Origin of the sequence: aff. Roholtiella sp. LEGE 12411, from assembly GCF_015206995.1 — a bacterium.
Lineage (GTDB): Bacteria > Cyanobacteriota > Cyanobacteriia > Cyanobacteriales > Nostocaceae > Komarekiella.
Map to the genome: position 1 here is coordinate 1 of NZ_JADEXR010000130.1, position 16646 is coordinate 16646.

13 protein-coding genes are annotated in these 16646 nt (G+C 42.6%); 2 read left to right on the top strand and 11 right to left on the bottom strand.

Going from position 1 to position 16646, the window contains the following annotated elements:
* Window positions 1–30 precede the first annotated feature (30 nt).
* Both IQ246_RS22410 and IQ246_RS22415 read right to left on the bottom strand, forming a co-directional pair.
* Window positions 31–1188, bottom strand: coding sequence for an extracellular solute-binding protein (locus IQ246_RS22410; RefSeq protein ID WP_194005544.1), 1158 nt, complete (start codon window positions 1186–1188; stop codon window positions 31–33).
* A 104-nt stretch (window positions 1189–1292) separates the two neighbouring features.
* Window positions 1293–1445, bottom strand: coding sequence for a hypothetical protein (locus IQ246_RS22415; protein WP_194005545.1), 153 nt, complete (start codon window positions 1443–1445; stop codon window positions 1293–1295).
* A gap of 259 nt (window positions 1446–1704) precedes the next feature.
* Here IQ246_RS22415 and IQ246_RS22420 point away from each other — a divergent pair, with 259 nt between their 5' ends.
* Window positions 1705–2079, top strand: a complete 375-nt coding sequence (locus IQ246_RS22420; protein WP_194005546.1) for a hypothetical protein — start codon at window positions 1705–1707, stop codon at window positions 2077–2079.
* Window positions 2080–2152: 73 nt separating this feature from the next.
* Here IQ246_RS22420 and cobT read toward each other — a convergent pair whose 3' ends face one another.
* The 3 genes from cobT to IQ246_RS22435 form a co-directional block, all read right to left on the bottom strand.
* Window positions 2153–3295: a nicotinate mononucleotide-dependent phosphoribosyltransferase CobT gene (gene cobT, locus IQ246_RS22425; protein ID WP_194005547.1), complete on the bottom strand. Its 1143-nt coding sequence runs from the start codon at window positions 3293–3295 to the stop codon at window positions 2153–2155.
* Window positions 3296–3390: 95 nt separating this feature from the next.
* Window positions 3391–4131 (bottom strand): DUF2232 domain-containing protein, encoded by a 741-nt coding sequence (locus tag IQ246_RS22430; RefSeq protein ID WP_194005548.1) that lies wholly within the window; start codon window positions 4129–4131, stop codon window positions 3391–3393.
* A 13-nt stretch (window positions 4132–4144) separates the two neighbouring features.
* Window positions 4145–4846 (bottom strand): Crp/Fnr family transcriptional regulator, encoded by a 702-nt coding sequence (locus tag IQ246_RS22435; protein ID WP_194005549.1) that lies wholly within the window; start codon window positions 4844–4846, stop codon window positions 4145–4147.
* Window positions 4847–5809: 963 nt separating this feature from the next.
* On the opposite strand from IQ246_RS22435, the gene IQ246_RS22440 reads away from it, so the two are divergent.
* A complete protein-coding gene (locus IQ246_RS22440) occupies window positions 5810–9856 on the top strand; it encodes a hypothetical protein (RefSeq protein WP_194005550.1) in 4047 nt (1348 codons plus the stop codon).
* A 252-nt stretch (window positions 9857–10108) separates the two neighbouring features.
* Here IQ246_RS22440 and IQ246_RS22445 read toward each other — a convergent pair whose 3' ends face one another.
* From IQ246_RS22445 to IQ246_RS22470, 6 genes are all read right to left on the bottom strand, one after another.
* Window positions 10109–10951 (bottom strand): carbohydrate ABC transporter permease, encoded by an 843-nt coding sequence (locus tag IQ246_RS22445; RefSeq protein ID WP_194005551.1) that lies wholly within the window; start codon window positions 10949–10951, stop codon window positions 10109–10111.
* Window positions 10952–10977: 26 nt separating this feature from the next.
* Window positions 10978–11550: a 5-formyltetrahydrofolate cyclo-ligase gene (locus tag IQ246_RS22450; protein WP_194005552.1), complete on the bottom strand. Its 573-nt coding sequence runs from the start codon at window positions 11548–11550 to the stop codon at window positions 10978–10980.
* 197 nt (window positions 11551–11747) lie between these two features.
* On the bottom strand, window positions 11748–12692 hold the full coding sequence (locus IQ246_RS22455) for a GDP-L-fucose synthase (protein WP_194005553.1): 945 nt from the start codon (window positions 12690–12692) through the stop codon (window positions 11748–11750).
* Between the two features lie 23 nt (window positions 12693–12715).
* On the bottom strand, window positions 12716–13795 hold the full coding sequence (gene gmd / locus IQ246_RS22460) for a GDP-mannose 4,6-dehydratase (protein ID WP_194005554.1): 1080 nt from the start codon (window positions 13793–13795) through the stop codon (window positions 12716–12718).
* Window positions 13796–14447: 652 nt separating this feature from the next.
* Complete coding sequence (locus IQ246_RS22465) at window positions 14448–15179, bottom strand: sugar transferase (RefSeq protein WP_194005556.1); 732 nt, start codon at window positions 15177–15179, stop codon at window positions 14448–14450.
* A 112-nt stretch (window positions 15180–15291) separates the two neighbouring features.
* Complete coding sequence (locus IQ246_RS22470; protein WP_194005555.1) at window positions 15292–16434, bottom strand: glycosyltransferase; 1143 nt, start codon at window positions 16432–16434, stop codon at window positions 15292–15294.
* Between the last annotated feature and the right edge of the window lie 212 nt (window positions 16435–16646).

Genomic DNA, 16646 nt, shown 5'->3' on the forward strand with positions numbered 1-16646 from the left:
CCCCAATGCCCCATCCCCAATCCCATCCAATTAAGCTTTGATTTTGGTGAATAAAGACTCGTACTGTTTTACTGCTAATGGGGATAAGGGAAGCAAAAATTCACTTTTGTCAAAAACTTCGCGATCGCTCTCTAATAGACTCCGTAATGATTCTTGAATGTCGGAAGCGACAATATTTGTCGAAATTGGTGAATTACTTTTGGTCAGTATAGAAATTTGCTTAGCGATGCCTGATTGCCAACAAAAATCAATCCATTGGGATGATAAAGCACTCTGAGTAACACCTGTGGGGCGTACCCATAAGTCTGCCCAGATTGCTGTTCCTGACTGGGGAATAACTGCGGCGAATTGTGGATAACGCCCAAGAATTGGCAGCACGTCACTTGACCAACCAACTGCTAGCCAAGTATCTCCAATGATTAAGGGTTCCAGGTAGTTATTGGAACTGTAGAACTTCACCTGTTGATTTAATGTCTGTAATTCCTTTTCCAAGTCTGGTACTTGGTCAAGATTCTCTGTATTGTAGGATTTTCCTAATTTTTTTAAGACTAGACCAATTACTTCTCTGGGTTGATTTAGTAAAGAAATGCGCGATCGCAGTCTATCCCGCCACAAATCACCCCAATCTTTCGGCGTCCATCCTAAGTCTCGGAATTTATCACGGTTATAAATAATCACCGTACTACCCCAACGGTAGGGAGCAGCCCAAACTTTTCCTTGAGCATCCAAATTGCCTTGGTCGTTACGCAGTACCAGTTTTTTCCACTTTTCATCCAAACCAGACCACTGTTTTAACTGGTTTGCCTGTACCTCATCTAGTGGTTGAATCAGTTTCTGCTCAATTGCTGCTTTTAGCCAATAATCTCCCAATGTTACTAAATCAGCTTCATCTACTTTTTGACCTTGCCTAAACGGGATAAAGCGGCTCCATACCTCTTCATCAGTAGCTTTTGATTTCTGCTGCCAATTTTGCAACTGCTTAAACAAATCTTGTATTTGCTCGACTGGAGCAAACTTTAACTGCACCTGTTGCTGTAAACTTTTCTGAAATTGATTAACTACCTGACCAGGTATAGAACCTTTTAATAACCGTACTTTTAATTTTGCCTGGTTGTTTCCACTACAGCCAAAAAGCAGTTGCGAAAGTGCCAGTGTACTTGTACCTAGTAGAAAAGACCGTCGATCCATCGATTTGGGATTTGAGATTTTGGATAATACCTATATTAATGTTGAGTGCCAAATTAATTATTGACTAGTCAAGCGGACAAAAAATTTGGCACTCGATATTCGGGCTATGAAATGGGTTGCACATTCAGTTCCATCTGCCATACCGCAACTGGTTTTTCCCGGGCTTCTTCCCAATTAGTGGTTTCGCTGCTTGCCCCATTTTCCATCCTTTTGCGATCGCGCTTAGAAGTGGAAATAGCATCTCCGGTTGGAACCAAAATGTGAGCTTTCGATTTTTGTTGAGTATTCTATTCCATCGACTAAATTTAGCAAGCTTTTCGGAGAATAAATGCTTAATAATTCACTTTCCTGAAGAAATCAGCATTAATTGCGGTAAATATTTAAATTTTATCTAAAATTAAGGATTAAATTATCACATTTCTCCAAAAAGTTTGAATACTTAAATAATTCATAAGTAAGTTTAAGATTTCCAGTAAATTGAATAACATAAAGAAAATATGTGGTTAAAGGTATTAAATGGAGCCATTACAAAAGCAGATCCTGACGGTGAGCCATAAACTGGATGCCCTCTACCAGGTGATTGAGCAACTTGAAATCAAAGTTTCTCAAGCTTTATCAGAGTGCTCCTTAGCAAAAACACAGCAAGGGGATAATTATCAGGAAAGTAGTGAGGCTGGACGTTATTCTTTAAAGGGGCATATCAGTTCTAAGTCAGACCTGGAACACAAAGATGTATTGACAGATGGCATTTACCCAGACCTGAGTCGTCAAGCCGGAGATAAGAACTTAACGCCGGAAATTCAAATACAACGACTGACAGCGCAATTAACAGCGGCATACAATCGCATTGCAGCTTTAGAAGAACAACTAATGAGAGAAAGAATTCATTAATTAATCAATAGTCAATATTTCAAACATTTACCGGAAGCTTTTGTAGTCCGGTTATTTTGTTATTGGCTATTGTTTAGACCAAGTGCTTGAGTTGGTCTTCAATGGCTGCCAAAAGTTGATTTTGCTGCCAATTGTAGCTGAGATGGGCAGCTATGCAGGCGGCTCCAGCGCCCATTCCCTCTTTCACAAAACCCTGCTCATAAGCTTGGAGTTGGGGATAACGAGAATCAGCAAAACTCAGTTGAGTTGCTAATAGGGGGGGAGTTTGCCCTGTTTGAGTTAGGCTACTTTTAGCTAAGCTGAGGGCTAAATCAACCGTAGCACCAGTGGGATCATCTGCTACCCAACGGGTTGTACCTATGATTATTTGTTCTGGTCGCCATGATAAAGAGTAAGCTTGAGCGATCGCACTTATTAGAGCATAAACCGCTAGCATTTGCGTCCCACCAGCCAGCAAAACGCCACAATGGCGACTAGCAGCGATCGCCATCCCAGCTACCACCACTTGCATCGGATCGCCCACTGCGGCGACAAGTTGTAGAGGTTCAATTGGGAAAGACGAAAAAGTTAATTTGTCCCCCTCTCTCCCCTTCATCCTCTCCAGCCCCGCCTGTACGACTGCCCACTTTTGGGCATGATTACAAACAGGGTGACTACTATTGACTTTTCCAGCAGCTTCTATACCTAAGCCAGTCAAAATCGCCAGAGCGGTTGTAGTACCTCCAACGACACACTCGCCTAAAATTAAATATCCTTGTTGGATATTGGCAGTAAGGCGTTCTCCCCACAGTAACCCTTGCTCTAGCAAATGGCGTACCGTTGTTAGTTCCATAGCAGCGCCTCCACTTAAACAATTAGCGGGAGTGCCACCCAAATCAATTGCTGGCACAGATGGAGATTGAGGTAAACCAGCATTAAATAAATAAACTGGTATTTTTAATGCTTCGACGACAGCGCGAGAAATCAGTACAGGCGAAGCCCCCGCCGTCAGCGGTGGAAGGGGATATTGAGGCTTTTGTTGGAAACCATAATACAAAAACTCAGCATCGGCGCAAGCAGTATACTTTCGATCTTCGGGAGTGCAACCAGCTGCTGAAATACCTGGAATCAAACCAGTTTCAGTAAATCCTAAAACGCAGGTAAATATCGGTACACAACCACGATGCCTTCGCAGCCATTCTTCACCCTGTTCTATTTGGGTATAAATACGAATCATAAGTCAAGGGTCAAGAGTAGAGACATGATTAATCCCGTCTTCACAGGGGTTAAGGGTCAAGAATCAAAGTTAACCTCTGGACTCTGAACTTTTGACTATCCTTCATAATCCATGAGGACTTGTACCCAGTGTGGCGGGCGCGGAATGGGATTTCCCAGACGATCAAAAAGTAGCCATGCTGCCAGATGTACCACAAATAGGTAAATAAAGTTGTTGAGTATAATTAAGGCGATCGCTCCTACTTGAATTAAAAACACACTAGGACTTGCTAATAAACCCAGCTTTAAAAATAGCCATTCGATGAACTCCGTCACCTGAGTAATCAGATAAATCCACAGGTCTTCACCCGACAACACAGACAGCAGCCACAACCGAAAAAAGACTCCCAAACTACCCAGCAACGTGCCTAAGATGATGGAAACAATCCAGGGGACACGACGACGATACCACGTAGCCCCCAAAAGCACACCCATAAACCCAAAAGGCATGATAAATAGCAAACTGCGGAATGGCCCCATAAGTACTGCCAGCAGCAATCCGGAGGTGAGGGCTGCCATCCATGCGGCTCGTCTACCCCAACGCAGATAAACCAGAGCGATTGGTACTGGAAAAAATACCCGCAACAATGGGCCCAACGGAAAATAGAAATTAATAAACCAAATCAAGCTAGCGGTACTAGCTAAAAACGCTGTTTCCACCATCTTCAAGGGCGCATCAGCTTTTAGTTGGGGATGCGTTAACTGCGCTTGTTTGTCTGAACATTGATTGAGAGAAGTTGGGGATTCAGCGGACGGATCTTCCTCCGGCTCATCTGGCAGAGAATCTAAAATGCTCATATCTGACAAGTTGTTAAACTATCATTTTTTCCAAAGCTGACATATCGGGAATACAAATAATGTCCTGATCCCGTTTAATCAAGCCTTTTTTTTCTAGTCTTGTCAATACTCGTGTCACTGTTTCCCGTGCCAGTCCACTCAAACTACTCAATTCCCGGTGGGGTAAATTGGGAATTTCGGTACCTGTATGCCCTTTTTTTCCCTGGCCTTCTGCCAAAAATAGTAAAGTATCTGCCACTCGCGACTGGCTATCAGATTCCCGCAACCGCAATCGGCGATTTACTTGGCGCAAACGTCGTGCCATCAGTTGTGATAATCGGACTCCCGCCAAAGGTTCTATTTGAAGTAACTTAACAAAGTCCTGAGCAGGCATACTGCCAATTACCGTAGGTGTCAGAGTAATTACATCAGTAGATCGAGGTACTTCATCTAGCGCCGCCATTTCACCAAACAATTCCCCCTTACCGAGAATATTCAGCGTTACCTCTTTGCCCTCCATATTGTAGGTGCGAATTTTGACCCATCCATCTCCAATAAAATACACAGAACCCCCCCAGTCATTTTCCAGCAGAATCACTTGATTTGCAGGATGAGTACGGGTAACAAGATGGATGAGGGCTGGTTCCACAACAGCTTCTGGCAACCCTTGGAAAAAGGGAGCCGACGTGATCATCCAGGGATTAGCGGGTGCCTGTAAGCTATATCGGTCTTCCATTACGACATCTTTATTTAAGCGGCTACATACACAAAAAACAAGAGCGCCATTTTCAGCCTAAGCTATCAAAGCACGGCCCCTTTCAAAGAAAAAACTAAACTATGATACGCAAGAAAGCGACAAGAACGTTTTTCTAAACAACCCTTTATGAGTTTAAAATGAGCCAAAGTTTTGCAAAAAGAGTTTATTACCCACTGAAGTATTTTTGAGAGGCTAGCCGCACTGCAAATTTGATTAATTAAAAACACAGGTAGACAACATTAATGATACTCAAGGTAGTAAATTTTTGCTCACGTATTTTGGCAGTTGTCAGTAATACAGAAATAAGTAAAAACAAAGTTTCTTGCTATCCACTTACCAAAATAGTGCTGAATCCTGAGTAGTGAATAGAAAAATACTCAGCACTCCACACTCAATATTTCTATATATAGAGTATTAAATATTACCTAGTAATAACCATGTGTGGTATTTACAGAACTTATCGATTTAGTATCTATGTTCCAATGAAAGTGGTAGTAAACCTCGTCTTTGCACTTCGTGCCGCTACGTTCGCGGAGCGTCTCGTAGAGAAGGCAATGGGCGTGGTTTTTCATTACCAAAGGCAATTTGCTTGATTGTTGCATTTTTTTCTGTGTTTTATGCTATTAAGTCCGTGTGGTTGTAACATTGGCTGTTTAGTGAAAGAACACAGTGCCGTGTAAACTGTCGCGCTAGCGGAACCGCGGAATATTGTGTGTATCCCAAGACTACAATTAGCTGTCAAGCTAATCTTCTAAACCAGACGCTGATTAGAAATTACCACGACTCCCAGCAATCGATAACATAATGGCAGTCAGAACTTCGGGGAGGGAAACCCTCCGAAAGCGACTGCGAATCCGGAGGGCTTTTGCCACTCAAAACTTTGGTAATTGTGAAGCAATTCCCACACTGGTTGACGTACAGTTCTAGCTAAGGTGATTTAAAGTGACTTTCCGCGCAGATGAAACTCAAAAACTGATCGCAGACATTGACAACTTACTTGCCAGCGGTGGTAAGCGCCTATCTATGTTGCTGTCTGGTCAGGCGCAAGAGCCTAAAGAAGTTTTACAACGAATTCGTGAATTCCTAATTAAGCTACAAGAAAGTGAGGCATTAGCGAGCGGCACTCAAAATCAGTCCTCTGAACAGCCAATATCGCCTTTGTTAGCGAGATTTATCGATCAAGGTAACAACCAATCTTCACTATTAAAAGACGAACCTAATCAAGAGCAGAGTACTCTTGGTATAGAACAGTTAAAAAGTGAACTTTCCGGATTGATACAGCCCTTGCGAGCAGAATTAGAAGGACTGTTACAAGAACGAGCAACTCTTGTTCAAGAAATTAGGCAGCTAGAGCAAAGGCGATCGCAAAACTACTCCTTAGCACAGCAGTTGGCAAAGCAGGAGCAGATAATTGCTGAGTTTTTACAGGTACTCATGAGTCGCCTTGTGCCAACTTTAACCCCACAGTTAACACAAAATTTAGCAAATTCTCCCAGTTCCTCAAGACCAAGTAATAGCGCGAACGTAGAACTAACAACCTCCACGGCTCAACCTCTGTTAGAATCATCAGAGCGCGTGGAACGCTTAACACAGTTGTCTAGGGAACTGGATCAACGCTTACTATCACTAGATGGAACTGTAAATGTTGTTTTTGAGGCCCTACAGCGCAACATTAATACATATCACGAATCTTTATCGCAAGCACTGGCAAGAATGCATAGCAAAGGAGTGCAAGGCGAACAATTAATGGCGAGCTTTCTCAACAATTTGACCCAGTATTTACAGCAACAATCTTCTAGCTCCCAGCCATCTTTGCCAAGTTTAGAAGCTGAAACACAGGCTCCATCAGCATTATTAGCTGATTCCGTAATATTACAGCCAACTGCTACCAGTGCTGAAACATCCCAATTGTCAGAGTTTATACAACCAGAAACTTTATCCTCTCTCGCAATTAATCCCGATCAATATGATCCTCTGAATACAGAGGATCTAGATGCAGTACTGCTGCAACTTGGTATAGATTCGCCTGAATCTGATGCAACCTCAACTGAATTACAGCAAGATAGTTTTGAGTTAATTGGTGATGAAGTAGACCAACTTTATGCCAGTTTGTTTGGTACTGGCAACTTTACAGCCTCTGCATCGGCGTTGAATACTCCTGAAAGCTCACTTAACTCCTCAACTAATCAACTGCAACAAGTGGATTCTGCGGTTGTAATGCCAGATCCTTGGTCTGATGAGCTAGAAGCGGGTCTTTTTAATTTGAATAACACTGACCCGCAAGAAACTCAGGATGCGCCATTACAAGCCACAGATGCATTATCACAGTCACAAGAGGTATTGCTTTTTGAAGAGAATACTGTCCTAGCCGCACCTTTTGGTTTCTTTACCTTGCCACAAGAAGAGGTTTTGGCAATAGACAGTTTGCCCGTACAACTCCGTATTCAACCAGCGATTGGTGATACCATCACAACTTTAACTGAATTATTGGCTGACACAGACAGTGAGCAGCAACAGTTGGAAGTATCATCCTCTGTAAATAATACAGTAACTACAGAATCAGCTGGAATTGCGATCGCGCAGGCTGGCTTGCCAATCGCAACATCGCAAGTAATTAACGATGACGATCAAGAACATTTAGTAGACAATTATATTCCCGCTTCGCCACACGAAAATTTGCTTTCCTCTGAGGATCAGACTCCATCTTTACCCAATATTTCCTTGAATCAAGAGCAGTTGCAGCAATTGGATCGGGATTTGGCTAATTTTGATCAGCAACTAAATTCTGAGTTGCAGCCTACTACTAACTTAGATAATTCCCAAGAAGTAGTTAATAAAAGTCAAGACACGCTCCGCACAACTTCTGGTCAGATTGAATCTCCATATAAGTACCTAGCAGAAAATACCGCACTTTCTGATGTATCATATCTGACAGAAAATCAATTAGACATCAGCCCAAAAACTGAAAAAAAAAAGGAAGTCACAGATCCTGTTCAGGAAAGTTCTTCACTTCCAATTTCCAACTCAATCAATAATACAGAAATTCCAATTAATGTTTTAGAATCGGTCTGGTATTTAGGGATTGATTTGGGTACAACTGGGATTTCGGCAGCACTGTTGAATAGTTCCACTTTCGTTGTGTATCCTATCTATTGGTCAGCAGAAAAACAACCGGGAACAACTTCCTTTCAGCAATCGTTTCGTTTACCAGCAGAGGTTTATCTACCTGCGGCTTCCATACCTCATGGAGAAAATGAAAGCACTGAAGCACAGGAGCAGACAGCACCTGCGGCTGTTGCTCAGGAAAAAGTCCCTGACCACTCAGCTACTATTTCTGCACCCAATTCGACGAACAATCTTTACTCGGCGCAGTTGAAACCCTATTTGCAAGTAGCCATTCCCTACAAGAGTGAACAACAAAAATGGGAACCTGTGTTGCAATTAAATGAATTTTCTGCGGGCCCTTTGATTTGGGTTGTCAGATCACTCTCGAAGCTGCTATTAACTCTCAAGTGCGATCGCACCAGTACCACCCCTGGTTTAATTGCGGCTGCTGTTGGTATTAACGAACAAACTTTCCTGAAGATTATTAATAACATTGCTGGTGTGATCTGCACCTGTCCATCTAGCTGGTCGGAACAATATCGCTTCAATGTGCGGGAAGCTGTATTAACTAGCAAACTCATCCAACATCCCCAACAAGTCTTTTTTGTTGAAGAAGCGATCGCTAGTCTGCTGCCGCAACTTGATGGTGCTAACGGTGAACAAGTACAATTAAGCGATCGCCAGGGTTTACGTCCGGCAAAAACTAGCGAATATTCTCTTGTTGGTAATACCCTGGTGATTAACATTGGGGCAACTGCAACAGAAATGTTACTGGTAGATTTGCCAGAAAACCTGGTGCAATTGACACATAATGATTTCATGCTCCACAGTTTTGCCTATGCCGGCAAAGGCATTGAGCAAGATATTATCTGCCAACTGCTATTACCACCAAAATCTCGGCAATCACGCATAGCAACCCAAAGCGATAGTAAAACCATTAGCAGTAACCCTTGGCAATGGCAACCAGCCATTCCCGGTTTAGACCAAATGCGTTGGCATAGTTTAGGGTTGGAAGAATTAGAATTACCTAGAGTTGGGGAACCAGACATCACAGCCCGCATTCGCCTCCAGCAGCGTCTAGAGAGTTCCCTTTTGGGACAGGCAGTATTAGATGCGGCACTTGCCCTGAAGCTGATTTTACAACACCAAGACTCTTTTACCCTGGAATTAGCCGATCAGCGGTGGATTTTGCAGCGACGAGACTTAGAAAGCCAGGTGTTTATCCCGTTTGTCCGCCGCCTGAACCGAGAACTCAATAAGTTATTGGTAGCTCGTGGCATACCCACAGAAGCAATTAATCAAGCTATCCTCGGTGGTGGCGTGACTTCTGTAGGTACGGTGAACCGTTGGCTACGGCAAAAACTCCCCAACGCTAAGATTATTCAAGATTTATATCTTGGCGAAAACGGCGCTCCTAGTTGTAGTCGGGTTGCTTATGGTTTGGCAATGTTACCTCTGCATCCTCAGGTTTTAGAAATACCTAGGCAACAGTATACTGATTATTTCCTGTTCACAGAATTGCTGCGGCTTCTGCCAGATAGACCCCTATCTTTCGGTGAAATTATCCAGCTATTCGAGAGCCGTGGTATTAATACACGTACTTGCCAGCAACGCTTACTGGCTTTCTTGGAGGGCGAACTACCTCCAGGTTTGATACCTTCGGTGATAGACTCAACCTGGCTCACCCAGAATTCTCAGGGAAATTCTGACTACAAGGCGATCGCCAATGCACCACTTTTTGACAAACAAGGGAGTCTCACTTATCGTCCGAATTCCCAACAACTGCTTTGTCTGCGTCACTATCTAGATATGATCAAAGCTAGTAATCAACAGTCATTGGAGGAACCTTATACGGTGAATTTCGTTTTAGAAGTTCATCATTAAGAATGATGTCTCAGGACAGCCTGATATTCAAGAAATATACAAGCTACAACGCGCAGTCTTGCCAGTAAAACTAATATTTACTCTTATGTCTGCGCGTTCATTTAGCATTTGTTGTTTCTATTTGAAGAAATAAAACTGAAAATTTAAAATATGCCACTTTAATTGTAGGATTAAGCCGTTATAACTCTCATACTGATTCAAAATTCAACAGTTGAAATCCAAGAATTTCAAAAGTTCTTGGATTTCAACTATTTAACCCTTAACCCCGCTACCAGTTTCAGTTGGTACAATATAACGTTGTAAAAATAAAAATAGTAGCAGTACTGGAGCGATGGAAATTATTGAGCCAGCAGCTACCAATCGCCAGTCAAGAGAAAACGTACCTGCCAGTTTTGCTACTCCTAAAGGTAGAGTATATAAATTTTCATCTTGGATAACAATTAAAGGCCATAAAAAGTCACTCCAAGCACCAATAAATACAAAAATAGCTAGAGTAACTAGTGCTGGGCGAATTGCTGGTAACATCACATGCCACCACAAGCCTAACTCAGAACTACCATCCATACGGGCAGCTTCTTCTATTTCTTTAGGAACACTCATAAAAGCTTGCCGCAATAGAAAAATGCCAAAGGCAGAAGCTAAACTAGGAAAAATCATCCCCAAATAAGTATTTCTCAAACCTAACTGCACCGTCAAAATGTATAGGGGAATCATCACGATCTGGAAAGGAATCATAATTGTAGAAACGATCGCAATAAAAATCCAGTCTCGTCCTACAAATGACAGTCTTGCCAACGGATACGCAGCTAAAGCACAAAACAGTAAATTTAAGCCAACAGTCAGCACGGATACTACGGTGCTGTTATACAAGTACTGTCCAAAAGGTAGAGAGTTCCACACACCAGAGAAGTTGTCTAGTGTAGGTTGAGTTGGCAACAACTGTGGTGGCGACTGTAATATATTTTCTGTTGGCGATTTTAAGGCTGTGCTAATTAGCCATAGTAATGGAAAGAGCATTACTAGTGCGATCGCTCCCAGTAGTGCATACATTCCAAGACTTTGTAGTCGTGAACTTTGGATTTTAGAATTAACCATCTGACTAAATTTGCTGATTTTACTTTTTATAAGTTAACCCAGCCAGTTTCAGTCAAAACATTTTTTAACGGTTTATCCCAAGGTTGAATAGGTAGTTGGGGTAAATAGGCAAAATCAAAGATAATTCCGATAGTTGGCTTTGTAACCCAATCAGTTGAACTGAGCAAGCGATCGTAATATCCTCCGCCATAGCCTAGGCGATATCCTTGATGATCGCAAGCAACACTGGGGACAAGAATCAAATCCACGTCAGCAGGCTCGATTTTTGGAGTGTCGGGATGGGGTTCAGTAATGCCATAAGCGCCAATTTGGACGGGATTTTCAGGTTTCCAAATGTGCCAATGAAGGGACTTATCAACACAGCGAGGAAAACCCCAATGATATTTGGCGTCTGCAAATAGTAGACTGAGGTCAGGTTCTTGACGAAAGCTAAAGTAAGCAAGTATTGTTTTTGCTTGGGTGAATAAAACAGAAGTTTGCAGATTAGAGCAGATGCGATCGCTCTTTTCTCTCCACTCTCGGACGGGCATTGATTGACGTGTTTGGAGCAGATTACGGCGTAGTTCTGCTTTATTTAGTTGACGATCAATGTTGTCCATAAAAATTGATGTTGTCAAAACAAATAAGGCGGGCATCGCCCACCTTACACTACCCTACACTAAGCTAATGTGCGTCTAAGTTGCACATTCACTGGCTAAAACCGTCATTAATCATTGGTCATACGTCCTTTATAAATACTTTCGACTAATGACGCATGACGTATGTGCAATTTAAATGTGTTTTAGCTTAGTAGTCGTTATGCGGCATGTTGACGATACCACTCAATCGTATTTTTTAGTCCTTCCTGGAAACTTACTTGAGCAGTAAAATCAAAGGCTTGCTTTGCCCGTTCGGTATCCAAACATCTCCGGGGTTGACCATTAGGCTTGTCAGTTTCCCAAACAATTTCACCGTCAAACTCCATTAGTTCGCAGATGAGTGTAATTAAATCGCGGATGGAGATTTCATAACCTGTACCCAGGTTAACTGGTTCCAAGTCATTGTAGAATTGAGTACCCATAACAATTCCTCGTGCCGCATCTTCTGAGTATAAAAATTCGCGGGTGGGACTGCCATCACCCCAAACGGGGAGTTGCTTTTCTCCTTTAATTTGGGCTTCGTGAACTTTACGAATCAACGCTGGAATGACATGGGAACTTCCGGTGTCAAAGTTATCTTCCGGGCCGTATAAATTCACTGGCAACAGATAAATACCATTAAAATTGTACTGCTGACGGTAAGATTGCAATTGGACTAAAAGCGCTTTCTTAGCAATTCCGTAAGGAGCGTTGGTTTCCTCTGGGTAGCCATTCCACAGGTCATCTTCTTTAAATGGCACTGGGGTGAATTTGGGATAGGCGCAGATTGTGCCTACACAGACAAATTTTTCTATTCCGGCTTGATAGGCAGCATGAATTAGCTGGGTTCCCATGATCAAGTTATCGTAGAATAACTCTGCGGGTTTTTCGCGGTTAAGACCAATACCGCCGACGTGAGCAGCTAGGTGAATAATTATGTCTTGCTGGTCAACTGCACGTTGGCAATTTTCCCACACACGTATATCACACTGGCGCGATCGCGGTATTGTAATCTTCTCACGGTCAGCCCCTGCCTGACAAAGCTGATCTATCACCTGACGACCTAGAAACCCCGCCCCACCTGTGACGAGAATCCGTTTACTTTGTAGTTCTAAGGCTGTCATATTTTTATCCTCAGCAGTGTGAATCAGAAGTGGAGAGCGCCTAGTTCTGGACGAGTAGTAGCGATATCATGTGGAAATTGAGCACCATTTCCATTGGGTAAAGTGTGACCCAAAGCCTGTAAATCAGCTTCTACCATCAAAGCAACTAGTTCTTTAAAAGTTACCGACGGCTTCCAGCCTAACTTCATCTGTGACTTAGTAGGATCACCAATTAGCAAGTCCACTTCAGATGGACGAAGATAGCGTTCATCAAACTCTACATAATCTTGCCAATTGAGATTCACATAACCAAATGCCAGTTCCAAAAACTCCTTCACTGAATGAGTTTCGCCGGTAGCAATCACGTAATCGTCTGGCTGCTCTTGCTGCAACATTAACCACATTGCTTTAACGTAATCCTTCGCATAGCCCCAATCTCGCTTGGCGTCAAGATTACCCATGAAGATTTTTTTCTGCTTCCCTGCAACAATTCTGGCTACTGCTCTGGTAATTTTGCGGGTAACAAAGGTTTCACCACGTCGTGGTGATTCGTGGTTAAAAAGAATGCCATTGCAAGCAAATAAACCGTAAGATTCGCGGTAGTTTATCGTTTGCCAGTGGGCGTAAACTTTAGCACAAGCGTAAGGGCTGCGGGGATAAAACGGTGTTGTCTCGTTTTGAGGTACTGCTTGTACTAAACCATACATTTCCGAAGAACCCGCTTGATAAAACCGCACTTGAATTCCAGTGCGTCCTTGGTAATCCCGAATTGCTTCTAACAAACGCAGTGTTCCCATTCCTACCGCGTCTACCGTGTATTCCGGTGAGTCAAAGCTTACCCTTACATGGGATTGAGCACCTAGATTGTAAATTTCTGTTGGCTGAACTTCTTCTAAAATACGGCGTAGCGTTGTACCATCCGTCAAGTCACCGTAGTGTAGAAACAACCGCACTCCCTCTTTGTGAGGATCTTCATAGATGTGATCGATGCGGTCTGTGTTGAAGGTAGAAGTTCGACGAATAATGCCATGAACTTCATAACCTTGCTCTAGCAAAAACTCACTCAGATATGAACCATCTTGACCGGTAATACCAGTAATCAACGCTCGCTTCTGTTGCGTCATGCTCAATTATCCCTTGTTGTCTTCGATGAAAAAGTTACAGTCAATCTGATATAACGTAACAGCTAATTGCTAAATTGCCTAATGTAAAACATACGAGTTCTAGCTGATCTCAGAACTTTACCGTAAATAAATATACTTAATATAGAGTAATTTTACAAGTAAACCTTACCTAAGGTAAATCAAGATTACAAAGAAAGGCAGAGGGTCGAGGGCAGCTATGCTGAAGGTTAAGAGTATTAATTAAAACTAAAGTTGCAGGGCTTAAAGCCCAGTTTAAATCAATAATTATACGGAGACTGCTTGCAGCGAGGTATAAAACGTCCTTGTAACAATCCCACTCTTTTAAGGGTGGGTTCCCTTCTGCATAGCTGCCTCCAGCATAGCTGCCTTCTGAATTATGATATTGTGTATGATTTATTTGATCTTTATTAAAAATTTATACAGTTTGGGTTTTTGTGAAGGCTGAATAAATTGGTATTTTAGGTTGACCAGAGCATATTCTGTGACTAGAAGAAAGAAAATTAAATTCTGTTATGTGTGTTTAAAAGTGAGGACACTGAGGTAACAATTTTGTTTCAGTGTTTTAGTCTCTAAACAATCATTGTCTTTTGGGGGCATTAAGTGCCCCACAAAATCAGCCCTAAGTAGTTTCTCAGTATGCTCCGTTATTTTTGGGCATAATGACCACATCAATAGTTTTCAAGATGATCCATAAATCGAGCCAAAGATTCCTAAATTTGACATAATGCAGGTCTATTTGGACTCGCCGAGGGTATGGAATATCATTACGCCCAGACACCTGCCACAAGCCAGTGATTCCTGGACGAATTGTCAAAATCTCGTCGATGTGACAACCATATTTTGGTAGTTCTTCCGCTACTAAGGGTCGCGGGCCGACAACACTCATATCCCCTTTTAAAACGTTCCAGAACTGGGGAAATTCGTCTAAGCTAGTAATTCGCAAAAATCGACCAATTTTCGTAATTCGGGGATCTTGCTTGAGCTTAAAACTGGTTTCAAATTCTTGCCGCAGCTGAGGGGATGTTTCCATCATTTGTATGAGAACTTCATCGGCATTGCTCACCATTGTGCGGAATTTAATACAATTAAAGCGTTTGTAGTTTTTGCCAACCCGTTCCTGGACATAAAAAATCGGGCCTTCTGAGCTTAAAGCAATTAACAAGGCCAAGATTAAGTAAATGGGAAGGAACAAAATCAACACTAACAACGAAAACACTATATCGAACAGTCGCTTGGCAAACTCTCCGTTTAAACCTTGAAAAGACAAACCTTTGGGTTGAACCCTAGGTGTCTTTGTTTTTTGACCACGTTTTAAGAAAGTACGCGATCGCTTGCCGGAGAGGAGTGAGCTCTGGGCAGTCATCATACTCCTTAACAATCCACACCACACATAGTCCCAATCTTAAAGCCAAAAGGAGGTGCTTCTGGGGGGAAATTGCCAAAAGCCTACAAAACAGATAAATAAATCTAGACCATCATTTCCAGGAAGGTCTTTTTGCGTTGCACTTTTCTAAAAAATCTAGGTAGCGCTCTGCAAAGATTTGTGGCGAAAACTGCGCGGCGTGCGATCGCATATACTCAGGACTGAACAAACCCTCATACATTTCAAATTTTTCCACTGCTGCAACTAAAGCTTCCTCTGTTTGCTTTTTGAAGAATATACCAGTTCCTGTATCCCCACAGGAGTGAATATCTCGTACAGTTTCTAGAGCACCTCCTGCACCATAAGCAATCACTGGAGTCCCACAAGCTTGTGCCTCTACTAAAGCAATGCCAAAATCTTCACAAGCTGCATACACAAACGCCTTGGCATTAGCCATATATTTTTTTACCACATTATCGGGTTGCCATCCCAATATTTGTATATTAGAATCTGCCATTTCGCGAATCTTTTTCATTTCAGTTCCTGTACCGATTACTACCAATGGTCGTTTTAGCTGATTAAAAGCTTTGACAATCAAAGCTACCTGTTTGTAACTCTCTAACCGGGAAACTGTCAGGTAAAAATCCTCTTTCTGAGAAAAAAATGGAAATGCCTCGATATTTACTGGCGGATAAATGACTGTTGCTTCTCGCCGATAGCACCGCCAAATGCGGCGAGCTATATGCTGTGAATTGGCAATAAAGTAATCAACGCGATTCGCACTCAATACATCCCATTGGCGCAAACGATGCAATAAATATCGCGTCATCCACCCAGCTAAACCACTACCTACGTTGCTGTGGCGCAAATAATCAAAAGTCAAATCCCAGGCATAGCGCATAGGGCTATGGCAGTAGCAAATATGCAACTGCTCAGAGGTGGTAAGGACTCCTTTAGCGACAGCATGGGATGAAGACAGAATTACGTCATACTGTCGCAAATCCAGTTGTTCAATCGCTAACGGCCACAAAGGCAAATATTTTTGTACACCATTGCGGGCGTAGGGAAAATGCTGGAGAAACGTCTTACCAATCTGACGCTTGTATAAATAACTTTCAGAATTGCTGGATTCAAAGTCGATGAGGGCATACAAATCAGCATCAATGTGATTCAAAATTTCCCTGACAACGAGTTCTGAACCGCCGGTGGCTTTAGGCGTTAGCCACTCATGAACCAAAGCATATTTCAAGGGCACAGCTAACTTGAATAGATGGAAAACACTTAGGTAATTTATGAGGTTAACTGAAAAGTTTCCCGTTGTGATAGATAAATGGGAAGCGCCCCAGATTAGCCCAAAGACGCAATCCGCCCCTTAGAGGTTCCAGAGGGTTCTGTAACCTGATAACCTCAAATTGGGCATTGGGCATTGGGCATTGGGCATGGGGCATGGGGCATGGGGCATGGGCA

Excerpts from the sequence above, each read along its gene's own strand:
- IQ246_RS22410 (WP_194005544.1), bottom strand. The coding sequence starts at position 1,188 with ATGGATCGACGGTCTTTTCTACTAGGTACAAGTACACTGGCACTTTCG.
- IQ246_RS22420 (WP_194005546.1), top strand. The coding sequence starts at position 1,705 with ATGGAGCCATTACAAAAGCAGATCCTGACGGTGAGCCATAAACTGGAT.
- cobT (WP_194005547.1), bottom strand. The coding sequence starts at position 3,295 with ATGATTCGTATTTATACCCAAATAGAACAGGGTGAAGAATGGCTGCGA.
- IQ246_RS22430 (WP_194005548.1), bottom strand. The coding sequence starts at position 4,131 with ATGAGCATTTTAGATTCTCTGCCAGATGAGCCGGAGGAAGATCCGTCC.
- IQ246_RS22435 (WP_194005549.1), bottom strand. The coding sequence starts at position 4,846 with ATGGAAGACCGATATAGCTTACAGGCACCCGCTAATCCCTGGATGATC.
- IQ246_RS22445 (WP_194005551.1), bottom strand. The coding sequence starts at position 10,951 with ATGGTTAATTCTAAAATCCAAAGTTCACGACTACAAAGTCTTGGAATG.
- IQ246_RS22450 (WP_194005552.1), bottom strand. The coding sequence starts at position 11,550 with ATGGACAACATTGATCGTCAACTAAATAAAGCAGAACTACGCCGTAAT.
- IQ246_RS22455 (WP_194005553.1), bottom strand. The coding sequence starts at position 12,692 with ATGACAGCCTTAGAACTACAAAGTAAACGGATTCTCGTCACAGGTGGG.
- gmd (WP_194005554.1), bottom strand. The coding sequence starts at position 13,795 with ATGACGCAACAGAAGCGAGCGTTGATTACTGGTATTACCGGTCAAGAT.
- IQ246_RS22465 (WP_194005556.1), bottom strand. The coding sequence starts at position 15,179 with ATGACTGCCCAGAGCTCACTCCTCTCCGGCAAGCGATCGCGTACTTTC.